Origin of the sequence: Kitasatospora sp. MBT66 (genome assembly GCF_000710405.2) — a bacterium.
In the GTDB taxonomy this organism is placed as follows: domain Bacteria; phylum Actinomycetota; class Actinomycetes; order Streptomycetales; family Streptomycetaceae; genus Kitasatospora; species Kitasatospora purpeofusca.
Map to the genome: position 1 here is coordinate 387,786 of NZ_JAIY01000006.1, position 17,794 is coordinate 405,579.

17 protein-coding genes and 1 pseudogene are annotated in these 17,794 nt (G+C 71.9%); 11 read left to right on the forward strand and 7 right to left on the reverse strand.

Annotated features, from left to right (window positions below; translation table 11 throughout):
- Positions 1-63: 63 nt before the first annotated feature.
- Positions 64-1,572, reverse strand: coding sequence for a peptide MFS transporter (locus BI06_RS14250; protein WP_043468437.1), 1,509 nt, complete (start codon positions 1,570-1,572; stop codon positions 64-66).
- 329 nt (positions 1,573-1,901) lie between these two features.
- Here BI06_RS14250 and BI06_RS14255 point away from each other — a divergent pair, with 329 nt between their 5' ends.
- Entirely contained in the window at positions 1,902-2,576 is a 675-nt protein-coding gene (locus BI06_RS14255) for a response regulator transcription factor (protein ID WP_030300686.1), read from the forward strand.
- Between the two features lie 51 nt (positions 2,577-2,627).
- Complete coding sequence (locus BI06_RS14260) at positions 2,628-3,875, forward strand: ATP-binding protein (protein ID WP_030393451.1); 1,248 nt, start codon at positions 2,628-2,630, stop codon at positions 3,873-3,875.
- A 25-nt stretch (positions 3,876-3,900) separates the two neighbouring features.
- Here BI06_RS14260 and BI06_RS14265 read toward each other — a convergent pair.
- Positions 3,901-4,191 (reverse strand): annotated as a pseudogene (locus BI06_RS14265) (ester cyclase); the annotation flags it as partial.
- A gap of 118 nt (positions 4,192-4,309) precedes the next feature.
- Complete coding sequence (locus BI06_RS14270) at positions 4,310-4,888, reverse strand: GtrA family protein (RefSeq protein WP_063794968.1); 579 nt, start codon at positions 4,886-4,888, stop codon at positions 4,310-4,312.
- Positions 4,889-5,130: 242 nt separating this feature from the next.
- Between BI06_RS14270 and BI06_RS14275 the strand changes: the two genes are divergently transcribed.
- From BI06_RS14275 to BI06_RS14285, 3 genes are read left to right on the forward strand one after another with little or no spacing between them, the layout of a single operon-like run.
- Positions 5,131-6,288, forward strand: coding sequence for a 5-(carboxyamino)imidazole ribonucleotide synthase (locus BI06_RS14275; protein ID WP_082558475.1), 1,158 nt, complete (start codon positions 5,131-5,133; stop codon positions 6,286-6,288).
- Entirely contained in the window at positions 6,285-6,827 is a 543-nt protein-coding gene (gene purE / locus BI06_RS14280) for a 5-(carboxyamino)imidazole ribonucleotide mutase (RefSeq protein WP_030393454.1), read from the forward strand. The genes BI06_RS14275 and purE overlap by 4 nt, the downstream gene beginning before the upstream one ends.
- Before the next feature lie 35 nt (positions 6,828-6,862).
- Positions 6,863-8,080 carry a dipeptidase gene (locus BI06_RS14285; protein WP_043468440.1) on the forward strand — a complete coding sequence of 406 codons (1,218 nt, stop codon included), beginning with the start codon at positions 6,863-6,865 and terminating at the stop codon, positions 8,078-8,080.
- A 51-nt stretch (positions 8,081-8,131) separates the two neighbouring features.
- On the opposite strand, the gene BI06_RS14290 is transcribed toward BI06_RS14285, so the two are convergent.
- Together BI06_RS14290 and BI06_RS14295 are read right to left on the reverse strand one after the other, a co-directional pair.
- Positions 8,132-8,545: a CoA-binding protein gene (locus tag BI06_RS14290; protein ID WP_030393456.1), complete on the reverse strand. Its 414-nt coding sequence runs from the start codon at positions 8,543-8,545 to the stop codon at positions 8,132-8,134.
- A gap of 37 nt (positions 8,546-8,582) precedes the next feature.
- Positions 8,583-9,920 (reverse strand): UDP-glucose/GDP-mannose dehydrogenase family protein, encoded by a 1,338-nt coding sequence (locus BI06_RS14295; protein ID WP_030393457.1) that lies wholly within the window; start codon positions 9,918-9,920, stop codon positions 8,583-8,585.
- 161 nt (positions 9,921-10,081) lie between these two features.
- Here BI06_RS14295 and BI06_RS14300 point away from each other — a divergent pair, with 161 nt between their 5' ends.
- The 5 genes from BI06_RS14300 (at position 10,082) to BI06_RS14320 (ending at position 15,709) form a co-directional block, all read left to right on the forward strand.
- Positions 10,082-11,299: an LCP family protein gene (locus BI06_RS14300; RefSeq protein WP_082558476.1), complete on the forward strand. Its 1,218-nt coding sequence runs from the start codon at positions 10,082-10,084 to the stop codon at positions 11,297-11,299.
- A gap of 136 nt (positions 11,300-11,435) precedes the next feature.
- A complete protein-coding gene (locus tag BI06_RS14305; protein ID WP_043468442.1) occupies positions 11,436-12,602 on the forward strand; it encodes an acyl-CoA dehydrogenase family protein in 1,167 nt (388 codons plus the stop codon).
- Positions 12,603-12,800: 198 nt separating this feature from the next.
- Entirely contained in the window at positions 12,801-13,661 is an 861-nt protein-coding gene (locus BI06_RS14310) for an oxidoreductase (protein WP_030398046.1), read from the forward strand.
- Positions 13,662-13,834: 173 nt separating this feature from the next.
- Positions 13,835-15,082 carry a beta-ketoacyl synthase gene (locus BI06_RS14315; RefSeq protein ID WP_051741020.1) on the forward strand — a complete coding sequence of 416 codons (1,248 nt, stop codon included), beginning with the start codon at positions 13,835-13,837 and terminating at the stop codon, positions 15,080-15,082.
- Positions 15,083-15,148: 66 nt separating this feature from the next.
- Positions 15,149-15,709, forward strand: coding sequence for a GNAT family N-acetyltransferase (locus BI06_RS14320; RefSeq protein ID WP_082558477.1), 561 nt, complete (start codon positions 15,149-15,151; stop codon positions 15,707-15,709).
- A gap of 61 nt (positions 15,710-15,770) precedes the next feature.
- On the opposite strand, the gene BI06_RS14325 is transcribed toward BI06_RS14320, so the two are convergent.
- A complete protein-coding gene (locus tag BI06_RS14325) occupies positions 15,771-16,370 on the reverse strand; it encodes a hypothetical protein (RefSeq protein WP_030398049.1) in 600 nt (199 codons plus the stop codon).
- A gap of 324 nt (positions 16,371-16,694) precedes the next feature.
- On the opposite strand from BI06_RS14325, the gene BI06_RS14330 reads away from it, so the two are divergent.
- The gene (locus BI06_RS14330; protein WP_030398050.1) at positions 16,695-17,189 is read left to right on the forward strand and encodes a peptidylprolyl isomerase; all 495 of its coding nucleotides are present in this window, start codon (positions 16,695-16,697) and stop codon (positions 17,187-17,189) included.
- A 99-nt stretch (positions 17,190-17,288) separates the two neighbouring features.
- Here the strand turns inward: BI06_RS14330 and BI06_RS14335 are convergent, their stop codons facing one another.
- Entirely contained in the window at positions 17,289-17,759 is a 471-nt protein-coding gene (locus BI06_RS14335) for a DoxX family protein (RefSeq protein WP_199523293.1), read from the reverse strand.
- Positions 17,760-17,794 lie beyond the last annotated feature (35 nt).

Here is a 17,794-nt window from a genome sequence, read left to right on the forward strand (position 1 = left end):
AACGGCCGGGGCCGCCGCGGATTCCAGGAATCCGCGGCGGCCCCGGGGCCGGTCGGGCAGACGTCAGTGGACGTCGCCCATCAGCCGCACGACGTTGCGGCGGTACATGTACAGCGCCGCGCCGGCGAGGATCGCCATGCCGCCCTGGACCGCGAAGTACCAGGTGGAGCCGACCACGCTGTCACCGAGGACGAGCTGGAAGATGGCGGCGACGCAGTCGCCCGCGGTGACCGCGAGGAACCACACGCCCATCATCTGGCTGGCGTACTTGGCCGGCGCCAGCTTGGTGGTGACGGACAGGCCGACCGGGGAGAGGGTCAGCTCGCCGACGGTCTGGATCAGGTAGACCGAGGCCAGCCAGAGCGGCGTGACCTTGGTGTCGCCGGAGGCGGCGGCCATCGCCAGCATCATGACGATGAACGAGGCGCCGATCATCAGCAGGCCGAAGGAGAACTTCGCGGTGGTGCTGGGGTTCTTGCCGCGGCGCGAGAGCGCCACCCAGATCCAGGCGAAGACCGGGGCCAGGGCCATGATGTACAGCGGGTTGAGCGACTGGAACCAGCTGGACGGGAAGTCGAAGCCGAGCAGCGTGGACGAGGTGTTGTCCTGCGCGAAGATGTTCAGCGTCGAACCGGACTGGTCGTAGATCATCCAGAACACGGCGGCGGCGACGAAGAACCAGATGTAGCCGCTCATCCGGGACTGCTCGGTCTCGTCGAGGTCCTTGTCGCGCTTCACCTTGGCGAAGACGAAGACCGGGATCGCGAGGCCCGCGATGGACAGCGGCCAGATCGCCCAGTTGATGGTGAAGTGGCCGGTCAGCGCGACGACCGCGTAGAAGACGACGGCGGCGGCGAGCCACAGGGCGGCCTTCTTGAAGATCGCGCTCTTCTCGGCGGCCGAGATCGGCGAGGTCACCACGTCGCTCTTGGCGCTCAGGTGGCGGGTGCCGAGCAGGAACTGGGCGAGGCCCAGGGCCATGCCGACGCCGGCCAGGGCGAAGCCCAGGTGCCAGTCGACCTTCTGGCCGATGGTGCCGATGACCAGCGGGGCGGCGAAGGCACCGAGGTTGATGCCCATGTAGAAGATGGTGAAGCCGCCGTCCCGGCGCGGGTCGTTGGGCCCGTCGTAGAGGTGGCCGACCATCGTCGAGATGTTGGCCTTGAGCAGGCCCGAGCCGAGCGCGATCAGCGCGAGGCCGGCGAAGAACGACACACCGACCGGCAGGGCCAGCAGGAAGTGGCCGACCATGATGATCGTGCCGCCGAGCGCGACGGTCTTCCGGGCGCCGAGGAAGCGGTCGGCGATCCAGCCGCCCGGGAGGGCCAGCAGGTAGACCATCGCCGTGTAGACGCTGTAGACGGCGCTCGCGACGGCCATCTTCATGCCGAGGCCGCCGTCGGTGACGGAGGCGGTCATGTAGAGCACCAGCAGGGCACGCATGCCGTAGTAGCTGAAGCGCTCCCACATCTCGCTCATGAAGAGGGTGGCGAGGCCCCGGGGGTGCCCGAGGAAGGTCTTGCCGCTGGGAGAGGCCGACTGAACGCCGGACTCCAGGGTCGTAGACGCCATGTGTAGTGGTTCCTTGCCTGACAGCGTCCGCCAAGGGGGGTGGAGGCGGACGTGGACGAAACCACTCTACGTGGCGATATTTGGCGGCATCAGCTGACAAAAGCCGTGCATCAGGTATGGAAATGGCAAAGTCCGCGAGAGATCAGCCCACGCTATCCATGGTAGAGCAGTGATTATTCCTTCGCTTTCAAGCTTGAGGAGCAGGATCTTCGCCGAACACGCGGCCCGGACGTGTTGGTTGGGGCTCGACCACCCCCCGTATAACGATCACGCACTGTGAACTACCTCACGGCGGCAACGGCCGCACCCCGGCGGACTACCATCAGCCCATGACCTGTGTGCTGCTCGCCGAGGACGACCCCGCGATCTCCGAACCGCTTGCCCGGGCGCTGCGCCGCGAGGGATACGAGGTGCTCGTCCGTGAGGACGGCCCCTCCGCACTGGCCGCCGGGCTCGGCGAGGAGGTCGACCTGGTCGTCCTCGACCTCGGCCTGCCCGAGATGGACGGGCTGGAGGTGTGCCGCAGGCTGCGCGCGGACGGCCGCAGCTGCCCCGTCCTGGTGCTCACCGCCCGCGCCGACGAGGTCGACACGGTGGTCGGCCTGGACGCCGGCGCCGACGACTACGTCACCAAGCCGTTCCGGCTCGCCGAGCTGCTCGCCCGGGTCCGGGCCCTGCTCCGGCGCGGCAACGTCGACCAGCTCACCACCGGCGCGCACGGCGTCAAGATCGACATCGAGTCGCACCGCGCCTGGCTGGGCGAGGAGGAGCTCACCCTCTCCGCCAAGGAGTTCGAGCTGCTCCGGGTGCTGGTCCGGGACGCCGGCCGGGTGGTCACCCGCGAGGAGATCATGCGGCAGGTCTGGGACACCACCTGGTGGACCTCCACCAAGACCCTCGACATGCACATCTCCTGGCTGCGCAAGAAGCTCGGCGACGATGCCGCCAACCCCCGCTACATCGCCACCGTGCGCGGGGTGGGCTTCCGCTTCGAGAAGAATTAGCCCGAGCGGACGCCCCGACCGGGGGTGCCCACCACCGTCGGGAGCGGCAGCGTGAAACGCCGAATGATCAACTCGCTGCTGGGAGTCGTCCTGGTGGTGGTCGTGGTGTTCTGCGTGCCGCTGGCGGTGGTGGAGAAGCGCACCATCGTCAGCTCCGCCCAGGACCGGGTGGACGCCGCCGCCGTCCGGGTGCTCGCCCTGGTGGAGAACCGGCTCGCCGCCAACGAGCCGGTCACCGGCGACAAGTTCGCCAACCAGGTCTCCGAGGGCCAGTACGTCGAGGTGGACATCCCCGGCCGGGCGGTCGTCTCCAGCGGGCAGCGGCCCGACGGCGACCATGTGCTCAAGGCGGTCGAACGCGGCGCCAGCGGCGAGACCGTCACCGTCGAGCAGTCCCGCGAGGCGGTCGACCACGAGATCGCCAACATGCTGCTGCTGCTCGGCGTGGTCGCGCTGCTCGCCGTGCAGGCCGCCGTCGCCCTCGCCGTCTGGCAGGCCAAACGGCTCGCCCAGCCGCTCACCGACCTCGCCGAGACCGCCGAGCGGCTCGGCTCCGGCGACCCGCGCCCGCGCGACCGCCGCTACGGCGTGCCCGAACTCGACCGGGTCGCCGAGGTGCTCGACGTCAGCGCCGAACGGATCGCCCGGATGCTCACCGCCGAGCGCCGGCTCGCCGCCGACGCCTCGCACCAGCTGCGCACCCCGCTCACCGCGCTCTCCATGCGGCTGGAGGAGATCACCGCGCTGGCCGAGGACCCGGAGACGGTCAAGGAGGAGGCCACCATCGCCCTCCAGCAGGTCGAGCGGCTCACCGACGTCGTCCAGCGGCTGCTGACCACCCAGCGCGACCCGCGCAGCCCCACCGCCGTCGCCTTCGACGTCGACGACGTGGTCAAGCAGCAGGTCGAGGAGTGGGGGCCCTCGCTGCGCGGCACCGGGCGGGTGCTCCAGGTCGAGGGCCTGCGCGGGGTCACCGCCGTCGGCACCCCCGGCACGGTCGCCCAGGTGCTGGCCACCCTGATCGAGAACTCGCTGATGCACGGCGCCGGGACGGTCACCCTGCGGGTCCGGCCGTCCGGGACGTCCGTGGTGGTCGAGGTGCAGGACGAGGGCCCCGGCGTTCCGCCCGAGCTGGGCAACCGGGTGTTCGAGCGCGCGGTCAGCGGGCGCAACTCGACCGGCATCGGGCTGGCCGTCGCCCGCGACCTCGCGGAGGCGGACGGCGGGCGGCTGGAGCTGCTCTCGCTGCGGCCGGCGGTGTTCGCGCTCTTCCTCGGCCGCAGCCGGCGCGAGGTGTGAGCGGTGTCGTCGGGGCCGGTCAGAACCGCTCGTCGCGGACCACGTCCAGGTCGGTGAAGGTGGGCGGCGCGTCGCAGAGCGCCACCATCTCGCGGTAGATCCGGTCGGTCTCGGGCAGGTTCGAGTTGCGCATGGCGTCGTCGTACGAGGCGAACTCGACGATCTCCACCACATGCCGGGGGTCCGAGCGGTCGGTGCCGACCATCGCGTGGTCGACGGTCCGCCGGCCCTCGGTCTTCTCGGCCCAGCGGTCCATCAGGCCGTTGAGCTCCTCGATCCGGTCGGTCCGGCACTCGATGATCTGGACGAAGGTCATGGCGAGCCTCCTGGGTCCCCCCGGGGCCTCGATCGTTCGCCGGCCGCGCTCGCCCTCCGTCACCACTCTCCTCCTGCCGCGGCGGGGGCGGCAACCGAGGGGAGGTCCGTTCTACTCGCTACTCGGCCTTGGCGAGCCGGACCCGCTCGGCGGCCAGCACCAGCTCGGCCTGGGCGACCACGGCGGCGGCCCCGGCGGGGGCGGCGGCGGGGGCGGCGGTGGCCTCCTGGACGGCCGGGGTCTCGGTCACCGGCTCCGGGACGGCCTTGAACACCCAGGTCCGGTACGAGACGAAGCGGAACACCGTGCCCAGCCCGAGGCCGACCACCTTCGCGGCCAGCAGTTCGAGATTGGCGAGTCCGAACATGTACTTCGCGATTCCGAGCAGCCCGGTGTCGATCAGCATGCCGATGCCGCTGAACGCCAGGAACAGCATGATCTCCCGCTTGCGCGAGGCGGCGTCCCGGTCCCGGTAAAGCCAGTAGCGGTAGCCCAGGTAGTTGGTGGCGATCGCGATCGACGTGGCGGCGATGTTGGACCGCACCGGGGCGAGGTGCAGGCCGTTGATGCAGATCCAGAAGATGGCGAAGTTGACCACGACGCCACTGAGGCCGACCGCGCCGAACTTGATCGCCTCGCCCTTCATGCCGCGCAGCTTCTGCGCCAGCGAGGGTTCCGACGCCGTGGTCGTCGCCATACCGGGCTGCCTCCATGTGCCTGCGGACGAAAGGTCGCCGGGGCAGGTGCGCCGCGGTCCCCTTGAGCCCTGCGTGCACGCACATGATCGGATCGCGCGTATCAGGACCTGGCCGACCAGGCTACCCGGTTCCGCCGATCGGCTCAGCCCCCCGGGTCCGACCGGACGGAGCCCCGCAGTAGGGACGCGGTCGCGGCGGGAGCGGTTCCACACCCTCCGACCGGCCCGGATATCCTGGCGGGGTGACTTCCCCGGGCAACGCGAATTTTCCAGTGGTGGGCATGATCGGCGGCGGGCAGCTTGCCCGCATGGCACACCAGGCGGGCATCCCGCTCGGAGTCCGGTTCAAGCTCCTCGCCGACACTCCCCAGGACTCGGCCGCACAGGTCGTCTCCGACGTCGTCCTCGGCGACTACCGCGACCTCGACACCCTGCGCCGCTTCGCGGCCGGCTGCGACGTGATCACCTTCGACCACGAGCACGTGCCGACCGAGCACCTGCGGGCCCTGCAGGCCGACGGCATCGCCGTCCGGCCCGGTCCGGACGCGCTGGTCAACGCCCAGGACAAGGGCGTGATGCGGGCCAAGCTCGACTCCATCGGCGTCCCCTGCCCCCGGCACCGGATCGTCGCCGACCCGGCCGACGTGACCGCGTTCGCGAACGAGGGCGCCGGCTACCCGGTGGTCCTGAAGACCGTCCGCGGCGGCTACGACGGCAAGGGCGTCTGGGTGGTCGGCGACGAGGAGGCGGCCGCGGCGCCGTTCCTGGCCGGCGTCCCGGTGCTCGCCGAGGAGAAGGTCGACTTCGTCCGCGAGCTGGCCGCCAACGTGGTCCGCTCTCCCAGCGGCCAGGCGGTTGCCTACCCGGTGGTGGAGAGCGTCCAGGAGAACGGCGTCTGTGCCGAGGTCACCGCCCCCGCGCCGGACCTCGACCCCGCGCTGTCCGACGAGGCCCAGCAGCTGGCCCTGCGGATCGCCGGCGAGCTGGACATCACCGGCCACCTCGCGGTCGAGCTGTTCCAGACCCGGGACGGCCGGATCCTGGTCAACGAGCTGGCCATGCGCCCGCACAACTCCGGGCACTGGAGCCAGGACGGCGCCGTCACCTCGCAGTTCGAGAACCACCTGCGGGCCGTGCTCGACCTGCCGCTCGGCGACCCCCGGCCGCGCGCCAAGTGGACCGTGATGGTCAACGTCCTCGGCGGCGACTACCCGGACATGTACCACGCCTTCCTGCACTGCATGGCCCGCGACCCGGGCCTGCGCATCCACATGTACGGCAAGGACGTGAAGCCCGGCCGCAAGGTCGGCCACGTCAACGTCTTCGGGGACGACCTCGACGACGTCCGTGAGCGCGCCCGCCACGCGGCCGCCTACCTGCGAGGAACGATCACCGAATGACCGCCCCCACCGCCCCCGCCTCCCCGCTCGTCGGCATCGTCATGGGCTCGGACTCCGACTGGCCCGTGATGGAGGCGGCCGCCCAGGCGCTCGACGAGTTCGAGATCCCCTACGAGGTCGACGTCGTCTCCGCGCACCGGATGCCGCGCGAGATGGTCGCGTACGGCGAGAGCGCCCACAAGCGCGGCCTGAAGGCGATCATCGCGGGCGCCGGCGGCGCGGCCCACCTGCCGGGCATGCTCGCCTCGGTCACCCCGCTGCCGGTGATCGGCGTGCCGGTGCCGCTGCGCTACCTGGACGGCATGGACAGCCTGCTGTCCATCGTGCAGATGCCGGCCGGCGTCCCGGTGGCCACCGTCTCGGTGGCGGGCGCGCGCAACGCGGGCCTGCTCGCGGTGCGGATGCTGGCCGCCTTCGACCCGGACCTCACCGAGCGGATGACCGAGTTCCAGGCCGAGCTGAACAGCCAGGCCACCGAGAAGGGCAAGAAGCTCCGGGCCAAGGTGGCGGGTTCCGCCTCGTTCGGCTTCGGAAAGTAGTCATAAAAGCAGCCTGGTCGGATACAACAGCTCGTATGACCTCTGAGCTGCTGGATTCCACGCCCGCCGCCCTGCTGGAGCGCGCCCGGGCCGTCCTTCGCACCGCCCCCGTGGTGGACGGCCACAACGACCTCCCGTGGGCGATGCGCGAGCAGGTCGGCTACGACCTCGACGCGCTCGACCTGGCCGCCGACCAGAGCGCCCGGCTGCACACCGACCTCGTCCGCCTCACCGCGGGCGGGGTCGGCGCGCAGTTCTGGTCCGTCTACGTGCCCAGCCGGCTGGCCGGGGACCACGCCGTCAGCGCCACCCTCGAGCAGATCGACTTCGTGCACGCCCTGGTCGACCGCTTCCCCGAGCGGCTGCGGCTCGCCCTCACCGCCGACGACCTGGAGGCCGCCCGCGCCGAGGGCCGGATCGCCTCCCTGATCGGCGCCGAGGGCGGTCACTCGATCGACTGCTCGCTCGCCACCCTGCGCGCCCTGTACGCGCTCGGCGTCCGGTACATGACGCTCACCCACAACGACAACACGCCGTGGGCCGACTCCGCGACCGACAAGCCCGCCGCCGGCGGCCTGACCGCCTTCGGCGAGGAGGTCGTCCGGGAGATGAACCGGCTCGGCATGCTGGTCGACCTCTCGCACGTCTCCGCCGACACCATGCGCGACGCCCTGCGGGTCAGCGAGGCCCCGGTGCTGTTCTCGCACTCCTCGTCCCGCGCGGTCTGCGCCCACCCGCGCAACGTCCCGGACGACGTGCTCGCCCGCCTCGCCGACAACGGCGGCGTCGCGATGGCCACCTTCGTGCCCAAGTTCATCCTGCCCGCCGCGATCGAGTGGACCGCCGCCGCCGACGAGAACATGCGCGCCCACGGCTTCGACCACCTCGACACCACCCCCGCCGGGATGGCCTGCCAGCGCGCCTACGAGGAGGCGAACCCGCGCCCGGTCGCCACCGTCACCACCGTCGCCGACCACCTCGACCACATGCGCGAGGTCGCCGGCGTCGACCACATCGGCATCGGCGGCGACTTCGACGGCACCGCCTTCCTCCCGGACGGCCTCGACGACGTCGCCGGCTACCCCAACCTGATCGCCGAACTGCTGCGCCGCGGCTGGTCGGAGACCGACCTCTCCAAGCTCACCTGGCACAACGCCGTCCGCGTCCTGCGCGACGCCGAGAGCGCCGCCGCCCGCCTCCGCGACGCGGGCCGGGCCCCGTCCCTCGCCACCCTCGCCCGACTGGACGGCTGACCCACGGAGTCCGGTGGGGCGGCCCGACCGCCCCACCCGGCCCCGGCCGGATCAGCCCAGCCGGGGAAACTCGATCGCGGGGCACTTGTCCATGACCATCTCCAGCCCGGCGGCGGTGGTCCGGGCGTAGGCGTCCTCGTCCACCACACCCAGCTGGAACCAGACCGCCTTCGCCCCCACGGCCACCGCCTGGTCCGCGACCTCCCCGGCCAGGGCACTGTTCACGAACACGTCCACCACGTCGACCTCGAACGGGACGTCCGCGAGGGAGGCGTAGCCCTGCTCGCCGAGGACCGTCTCCGCCTTCGGGTGGACCGGCACGATCCGCTTGCCGTGCTCCTGGAGGAACCGGGCCACGCCGTACGCGGCCCGGGCGGTGTTGGTGGACAGGCCGACCACCGCCCACGTGTCACCCTTGCCGGTGAGGATGGAACGGACCGTCGCTTCGTCGCCGTAGTTCGTCATGCCCGGGGCAACGAAGGCCGGCGGCCGGGGATTCCCGTCAGCTGGGGCGGCCGAGCGCGCGGTAGGTCCAGCCGGCGGCGCGCCAGGCGTCGGCGTCCAGGACGTTGCGGCCGTCCAGCAGCCGGCGCTCGGCCACGACCGCGCCCAGCTCGGCCGGGTCCAGCGCGCGGAACTCCTGCCACTCGGTGAGGTGCAGGACGACGTGCGCGCCCTCGGCGGCCTCCAGGGCGGAGTCGGCGTAGGCGAGTCCGGGGAACATCTTGCGCGCGTTGTCCATCGCCTTCGGGTCGTAGACGGTGACCTGCGCGCCCTGGAGCTGGATCTGGGCGGCGACGTTGAGCGCGGGCGAGTCGCGGATGTCGTCCGAGTTGGGCTTGAACGCGGCGCCGAGGACGGCGATCCGCCGGCCCAGGAAGCCGCCGGCGCACTGCTCGCGCGCCAGCTCGACCATCCGGGAGCGGCGGCGCATGTTGATCGAGTCGACCTCGCGGAGGAAGGTCAGCGCCTGGTCGGCGCCCAGTTCGCCGGCCCGCGCCATGAACGCCCGGATGTCCTTGGGCAGACAGCCGCCGCCGAAGCCCAGGCCGGAGTTGAGGAACTTGCCGCCGATCCGGTCGTCCAGCGCGAGCGCCGCGCTCAGCTGGGTGACGTCCGCGCCGGCCGCCTCGCAGACCTCGGCCATCGCGTTGATGAAGGAGATCTTGGTGGCCAGGAAGGAGTTGGCGGCGGTCTTCACCAGCTCGGCGGTCGCGTAGTCGGTGACCAGGAACGGCACCCCGGCGGCGATCGGCTCGGCGTACACCTCGCGCAGCAGTTCCTCGGCCCGCCCGCCGCGGGCGCCGATCACGATCCGGTCCGGGCGCAGGGTGTCCTGGACGGCGAAGCCCTCGCGCAGGAACTCCGGGTTCCAGGCGAGTTCGGCGCCCTCGCCGACGGGCGCCAGCGCGGCCAGCCGCTCGGCCAGCCGGCCCGCCGAGCCGACCGGGACGGTGGACTTGCCGACCACCAGCACCGGGCGGGTCAGATGCGGGGCGAGCGAGTCGATCGCGGCGTCCACGTACGACATATCGGCCGCGAACTCGCCCTTGCGCTGCGGGGTGTTGACGCAGACGAAGTGCACGTCGCCGAACTCGGCGGCCTCCTGCGCGGAGGTGGTGAAGCGCAGCCGGCCGGTCGAACCCTCGTGCCCCGCCACATGCTTGAGCAGCAGCTCGGACAGGCCCGGCTCGTACATCGGGACCTGGCCGGCGGTGAGGGTGGCGATCTTCTCCGGGTCGATGTCCAGACCCAGCACCTCGAAGCCGAACTCCGCCATGGCGGCGGCGTGGGTGGCGCCGAGATAGCCGGTACCGATCACGGAGATGCGGAGGGTCACGGTTTCCCCTTCGAGCGGGCGACGGGTGAGGGTGGACGCGGTCCCACCGGGCCGCGCCCACCGATGCTATCCGGCCGGGGGGAAAGCGCCCAGACCGTCCCGGTTCCGGCCGTTGTCCCGAAAGCTCCCCGCGCGGGCCGGGGCGGCGGCACAATACGCACATGGAGCCGGAGGACGAGCAGTCTGGCGAGCCCGCGCAGCGGCCGGTGCCGTCCGGCCTGAGCCTCTTCGAACCGGCGGCCGGTGCGTCCGGCGCCGAGGAGGGCCCGGCGGACAGCGGGGAGCAGCCTCCGTCGGACGGCGAGCCACCGGACCGGGAGCCGGACCGCGAGCCGGACCGCGAGCCGCCGGCCCGCCGCCGCCGGACCCGCCGGGTGCTGCTCTGGACCCTCTCCGCGCTGCTCGTCCTCGTCGTCGGCGGCTGCGGCGCCCTCTGGTGGACCGCCGAGCACTACGCCTCCTCCGTGCAGCGGATCCCGGACGCCTTCCCGACCGCGCCGGAGTCGGCCCAGCCGAAGCCGGTCCCGGGCAGCGGCCTCAATCTGCTGCTGGTCGGCCTGGACGCCCGCTCCGACACCCCCACCACCGGCAGCGCGGCCAAGGCCCCGGCCTGGCAGGCCGGGGCGGCCCGCAGCGACACCATGATGCTGCTGCACCTCTCCGACGACCGGAGCTCGGCGACCCTGGTCTCGCTGCCCCGGGACACCTGGGTGCCGATCCCGGGGCACGGCGAGGCCAAGCTGAACGCCGCCTACTCCTGGGGCGGTCCGGCCCTGATGACCGAGACCGTGCAGAACCTCACCGGCATCCGGATCGACCACCTCGCCGTGATCGACTGGAACGGCTTCCGCGCCCTCACCGACGCCGTCGGCGGGGTGGACATCACCGTTCCGCGCACCATCGAGGGCGTCGGCGAGGCCCGCGCCTGGGAGGCCGGTACCCACCACATGGACGGCGCCACGGCGTTGCTCTACGTCCGCGAGCGCTACGGGCTGCCCGGCGGCGACCTCGACCGGACCAAGCGCCAGCAGAACTTCCTGCGCGCGCTGATGCTCAAGGTGATGGACTCCGGCACGCTCACCAGCCCGTCGCGGCTGGGCGGACTGCTGGGCACCGTCGGCGAGGTGGTCAGCGTGGACGACCGGCTGTCCAACACCGACCTGTTCCAGCTCGCCTGGGGCCTGCGCTCGCTGCGCGCCGACGACGTCCGCTTCATGAACGCCCCGTTCGGCGGGTTCGCCACCCGGGGCGACCAGAGCGTGGTGCTGCTGGCGGACCGTCCGGCGGCGCAGTTGTGGGAGGCGATCCGCAACGACCGGACGGACCAGTACTTCCAGGAGCACAAGGCCGGCGACACCCTCGGCACGGACGTCGACTGACCCGGAGACATGTCCTGGGCAGCCGTGTCCTGGGCAGTTGTGTCCTAGGCAGCCGCAGGTCGGCGCCCTAGGATCTCTACCCGACGGTAACCAGTCGGCTCCACGGCGGGCACGACTCTTCGAAGAGGCAGGCATCATGGCGGGCAGCGCAGGCGCGGCGGACTTCGATCTCTTCCGGATCTCCGAGGAGCACGGGATGCTCCGTGAGGCGGTGCGTTCGCTGGCGGAGGCGAAGATCGCTCCGTTCGCGGCGGAGGTGGACGAGGTGGGGCGGTTCCCGCAGGAGGCGTTGGACGCGTTGCAGGGCAATGACCTGCATGCGGTGCATGTGCCGGAGGAGTTCGGGGGTGCGGGGGCGGACGCGCTGGCGACGGTGATCGTGATCGAGGAGGTGGCGCGGGTGTGCGCCTCGTCGTCGTTGATCCCGGCGGTGAACAAGCTGGGTTCGTTGCCGGTGCAGTTGTCGGGTTCGCAGGAGTTGAAGGCGAAGTACCTGGGGGCGTTGGCGCGCGGGGAGGGGATGTTCTCGTACTGCCTGTCGGAGCCGGAGGCGGGTTCGGACGCGGCGGGGATGAAGACCCGGGCGGTGCGGGACGGGGACTTCTGGGTTTTGAACGGTGTGAAGCGCTGGATCACCAACGCGGGGGTGTCGGAGTTCTACACGGTGATGGCGGTGACGGACCCGGAGCTGCGGTCGAAGGGGATCTCGGCGTTCGTGGTGGAGAAGGGCGACGCGGGGGTGTCGTTCGGTGCGCCGGAGCGCAAGTTGGGGATCAAGGGGTCGCCGACGCGTGAGGTGTACTTCGACGATGTGCGGATCCCGGCGGACCGGATGATCGGTGCGGAGGGCACGGGCTTCGCGACGGCGATGAGGACGCTGGACCACACGCGGGTGACGATCGCGGCGCAGGCGCTGGGGATCGCGCAGGGCGCGTTGGACTATGCGAAGGGGTATGTGCGGGAGCGTCGGCAGTTCGGTAAGCCGATCGGTGATTTCCAGGGTGTGCAGTTCATGCTGGCGGACATGGCGATGAAGCTGGAGGCGGCGCGTCAGTTGACGTACGCGGCGGCGGCGAAGTCGCAGCGGGGGGACGGGGACCTGACGTTCTTCGGTGCGGCGGCGAAGTGTTTCGCGTCGGACGCGGCGATGGAGATCACGACGGACGCGGTGCAGTTGCTGGGCGGGTACGGGTACACCCGGGACTATCCGTTGGAGCGGATGATGCGGGACGCGAAGATCACGCAGATCTACGAGGGCACCAACCAGATCCAGCGCATCGTGATGGCCCGCAACCTCCCGTAGTACTCAGGGCGGCACGGTCCGCGCCCTCCCGCGCGGACACCCGGAGCCCCCGGCCGAGCACGACTCGGCCGGGGGCTCCCGGCGTTGCGGCGGCCGGACCGGCCGGGACGGATTTTTCCTGGACGTCCGGCCCGCCGGTGCCATAGAAGTGATCGTCAACTTCCTTACTGGGAAGACGATTACGGGAGGAAACCGCTCATGGGCGACAAGTCGAACGACATCACCGACGGCCGGATCTGGCTCATCACCGGGGCCAACTCCGGCTTCGGCCTGGCCCTCGCCGAGGCCGCGCTGGCCGCCGGTGACACCGTGGTGGCCGCCGTCCGGCGGCCCGAGACCCTGGCGGAGGCGGCCGGGGCGCACCCCGGGCGGCTGCTGCCCGTCCGACTGGACGTCACCGACCACGACCGGATCGCCGCCGTGGTGGCGGAGACCGTGGAGCGCTACGGCCGGATCGACGTCCTGGTCAACAACGCCGGCCGCGGTCTGATCGGCGCCGTCGAGGAGTACACCGACCGCGAGCTGCGCGAGCTCATGGACCTGCACTTCTTCGGCCCGGCCGCGCTCACCCGGGCCGTCCTGCCGCACATGCGGGAGCGGGGCGCGGGCGCGGTGGTCCAGATGTCGAGCATGGGCGGCCGCTTCACCTTCCCGGGCGCCGGGGCCTACTCGGCGACCAAGTTCGCCCTGGAGGGCCTGTCCGAGGCGCTGGCCAAGGAGGTGGCGGGCTTCGGCATCAAGGTGCTGATCGTCGAGCCGGGTGCCTTCCGCACCTCCTTCGCCGAGCGGAGCGCGCTCGCCTTCACCACCCCCCTGCCCGCCTACGACGGGATCGTCGGGCCGGTCCGCGAGGGACTCCCGGAGACCGCCGGCAAGCAGCTCGGCGACCCGGAGAAGGCGGCCGCCGCGATCCTGGCCGCCCTGGACGCCGAGCGGACCCCGCTGCGGCTGCTGCTCGGCAGCGACGCCGTCGACGCGGTGCTCGGCGCTCTGGAGGCGTCCGTCGAGGAACTCCGGAGCTGGGAGGCGGTGGGCCGCTCCACCGACTTCGACGCCTAGGGCAGGTATGTGGGGTTCCTCCAACTCCACGGTGTTCGAATCGGTTGGCTGACGCACCTGAATGCCCCTCAGGGCCGTGGCAGTGTGGCTGATGTGGCGAGAGCTCCCCGCACGTACCTGTGCGGGGAGTTGTGGCCACTCCACAGTCCCGCACCAGCCAGGGAGTTCCTTCGATGGGTACCGAGAACCACGCGTCCCGAGCCTTCGCCCCCGAGCCGGTACTGGTCACCGGCCTCGGGGCGACCACCCCGCTCGGCGGCGACGTCCCCTCGACCTGGGCGGCGATGCTGGCCGGTGACACCGGCATCCGGCCGATCGGGGCCGACTGGGCCGCCCGGCTCCCGATCCGGATCGCCGGGCAGCTCGCGGTCGAGCCGACCGAGGTCCTGGACCGGGTCCTGGCCCGGCGGCTCGACCGCTGCGAACAGGTCGCGCTGGTCGCCGCCCGCGAGGCCTGGGCCGACGCCGGCCGACCCGAGGTGGACGGCGAGCGGCTGGCCGTGGTGATCGGCACCGGCACCGGCGGCGCGCTCACCATGCTCGGCCAGGACGACGTCCTGGAGGCCTCCGGCGTCCGGAAGGTCTCCCCGCACACCGTGCCGATGCTGATGGCCAACGGCCCGGCGGCCTGGGTGTCCATCGAACTCGGCGCCCGGGCCGGCGCGCACACCCCGGTCAGCGCCTGCGCGTCCGGGGCCGAGGCGATCGCCCTCGGCCTGGACCTGATCCGGCTCGGCCGGGCCGACGTGGTGGTGGCGGGCGGCGCCGAGGCGTGCGTCTGCCCGCTGACCCTGGCCGGCTTCGCCCAGGCCCGGGCCCACTCGCTGCGCAACGACGAACCCGGCCGGGCCTCCCGGCCCTTCGACGTCGACCGGGACGGCTTCGTGATCGGCGAGGGCGCGGCCGTCGTGGTGCTGGAGCGGGCCGGCTTCGCCGCCGCGCGCCGGGCCCGCGCCCACGCCGTGCTGGCCGGTGCGGCCGTCACCTCGGACGCCCACCACATCACCGCGGCCGCCGCCGAGGGGCAGGTCCGGGCGATCCGCCGGGCGGTGTCCGGGGCGGGGCTGTCGCCGCTGGACATCGGGCTGGTCCACGCCCACGCCACCTCCACCCAGCTGGGCGACCTGACCGAGGCGGAGTCGGTCACGGCGGCGATCGGCGCCCACCCGGTGGTGACCGCCACCAAGTCGATGACCGGCCACCTCTTCGGCGCGGCGGGCGCGCTGGGGGCGCTCGCCTCGGTCCTCGCGCTGCGCGACGGGACCGTGCCGCCCACCCGCAACCTGGAGCGGCAGGACCCGGCGGTCGGGCTGGACGTGGTCACGGGGGCCGCGCGCCGGGGGCCGGTCGGGGCGGTGCTCACCAATGCCTTCGGCTTCGGCGGGCACAACGCCTCGCTGGTGTTCACGCCCGCGCCGTGAGGGGCGGGCGGGAGGCGCCCCGAAATCCTGGCGACCTGCGGGCGGGCACTCACTAGGGTGACCGGCATGTCCACGGAACACCCGCCGCCCGCCGCTCCCCCCGCCCCGCTGCCTGCTTCTTCGCTGTCCGCTGCTCCGTCCGCTGCTCCGTCCGCCGCTCCGTCCGCCCTGCGGCTCGAACCGGTCACCCCGAGCAACATCGACGCCGCGCTGGAACTGAAGGTCCGCCCGGACCAGGAGCGCTTCGTCTCCCCGGTGGTCAAGTCGCTGGCCGAGGCCTACGCGCACGGGGAGGCCGCCTGGCCGCGACTGGTCTACGACGGCGACCGGCCGGTCGGCTTCGTGATGGCCTTCTTCGACATCACCTTCTACCCGGACCGGCCGGGCGACCTGCCGCGCTCGGGCCTCTGGCGCCTCAACATCGCCGCCGGCACCCAGGGCAGGGGCTACGGCCGCTTCGCCGTGGAGCAGGTCGCCGCGGAGATCCGCCGCCGCGGCGGCAGCCGGGTCACGGTCACCTATGTGCCGGGGGAGGACGGTCCCGAGCCGTTCTACGCCCGCCTCGGCTTCCGCCCGACCGGCGAGCTCAGCGGGGACCAGACCGTCGCGGAGCTGGACCTGTCCTGAACGGACGCGGGCGGGCGACCCGGCCGCCGCCGGGTCGCCCGCCCGTTCACCGGGGACGGGGTCAGCCGACCAGCAGGAACTTGGTGGTCGGCACACCGCGGATGGTGGCGCAGTCCAGGTTCGAGGTGGTGGTGCTGTAGGTCCAGCCGCGCGGGACGTCACAGGCCCAGAGGCCGTTGCGCGGGGTGCGGAGGTGGAAGGTGGTGGCCTGGACGCCCTGGTTCAGGCTGCACCCGGAGGTGTAGCTGACGTAGTCGTAGGTGAAGGCGGGCGTGCCCATGCAGGCGGTGAGGCCGTCGTAGGGGACGCGCAGGTGGTACATGTTGGAGGTCACGCCGGACTGCTGGCTGCAGGAGAGACCCCAGGTGATGTTGTCGTAGACGAAGCCCGGTGCGCTCATACAGGCGGTCAGCCCGTCGACCGGGGTGCGCAGGTGGAACTGCGGCGAGTTCCAGGTGCCGCCGCCGCTGCAGCTGCGGTTCATGGACACCTGGTCGTAGACGTAGCCGGCCGGGACGGAGCAGGCCCAGCTGCCGTCCAGCCCCGTGGTGGTGGCGGAGGCGTTGGTGGCGGTGACCGCGCCGGAGAGCATCAGCGCCAGTGCGGCGAGGACCGCCAGCAGGGCGTTGCGGACGGTACGGACGGTTCGTGCGACGGACATGGTTCTCCTTCGGTTGAGGAGTTGCCGGTGGGTGCACGGTGCGGGGTGACGGCGAGCGCGGGTGAGCGTTCACTGTCGCCGACGGTTCTAGCACGCACGGCGGGCCGTCACCTCGGTGGTCCGTTCGAGTTGATCATTCAGCCGCCCGCCGTCTAGTCGCCCCCGCGCGATTCCTCCGGTCCGGCTCGGTCGAACACCGCCTCCTCCTCTGCCGCAGCTGACGCAGCGCCCCCGGTGGGGTCGGTCGCGGCCCGGGTGCCCGGATCCGGCCGGCGTCGGGGGGTGTGCCGCGCGACAGGAGGCCCGGCATGCCATGATCCCTGCATGGGTTCCAACGTTTTCTTCGACATCACCATCAACGACGAGCCGGCCGGCCGGATCGTCTTCACGCTCTTCGACGACATCGTCCCGAAGACCGCGCAGAACTTCCGCGAGCTCGCCACCGGCCAGCACGGCTTCGGCTACGAGGGCTCGTCGTTCCACCGCGTCATCCCGGGCTTCATGCTCCAGGGCGGTGACTTCACCCGCGGTGACGGCACCGGCGGCAAGAGCATCTACGGCGAGAAGTTCGCGGACGAGAACTTCACGCTCAAGCACACCAAGCCGGGCCAGCTCTCGATGGCCAACGCGGGCCGCAACACCAACGGCTCGCAGTTCTTCATCACCACCATCGTCACCGACTGGCTGGACGGCAAGCACGTCGTCTTCGGCGAGGTCGTCGACGGCCTGGACCTGGTGCAGAAGATCGAGGGCCTCGGCTCGCAGAGCGGCCGCACCAAGGCCAAGGTCACCATCGCCAAGTCGGGCATCGTGGAGTAAGGGGCGCTCCCCCTTTCCCCGCATTCGGACGCGGCCCGCAACTCGAGCGGGCCGCGTCCGCGCGTTTTTCACCGCCTGCTTCCCGTCCCGGCCCGGTGCTCAGAGCGCCGCCGCGACCGCCGCCGCGACGAACAGGACCTGCAGCGCGGTGCGCGCGGGCAGCGGGGTGACGGGCTTCCCGGCGAGAGTGCCGTTGGTGCGGGCGGCGTGCACGTTGGCGGGGAACATCGCGAGCATCAGCAGGGCGAGTCCGGCGGCGGCGTACGGGGCCAGCGGCGGGACGAGCAGCCCGGCGGCGCCGGCCAGTTCGAGGACGCCGGTGAGCGTGATCAGCAGTTCGGGGCGGGGGAGCGCCGGCGGGACCATCGCGACGAAGTCGCGCCGGAAGGCCGGCAGGAAGTGCGGCACGCCGGTGGTGACGAACATCAGGGCGAGGGCGCCGCGCACGGCGGGCTGCCAGCCGTCGAGGGTGTCGACGGCGAGGAACCCGAGCAGGCGGAGGAGGGCGAAGCCGCCGAGGAGGGCGATGAGCGGGGCCATGGTGGACTCTCCAAGCTTGTCACCGGTCAATCTTGTCACTGGAAAGATTGACCCGGGCGAGCAAT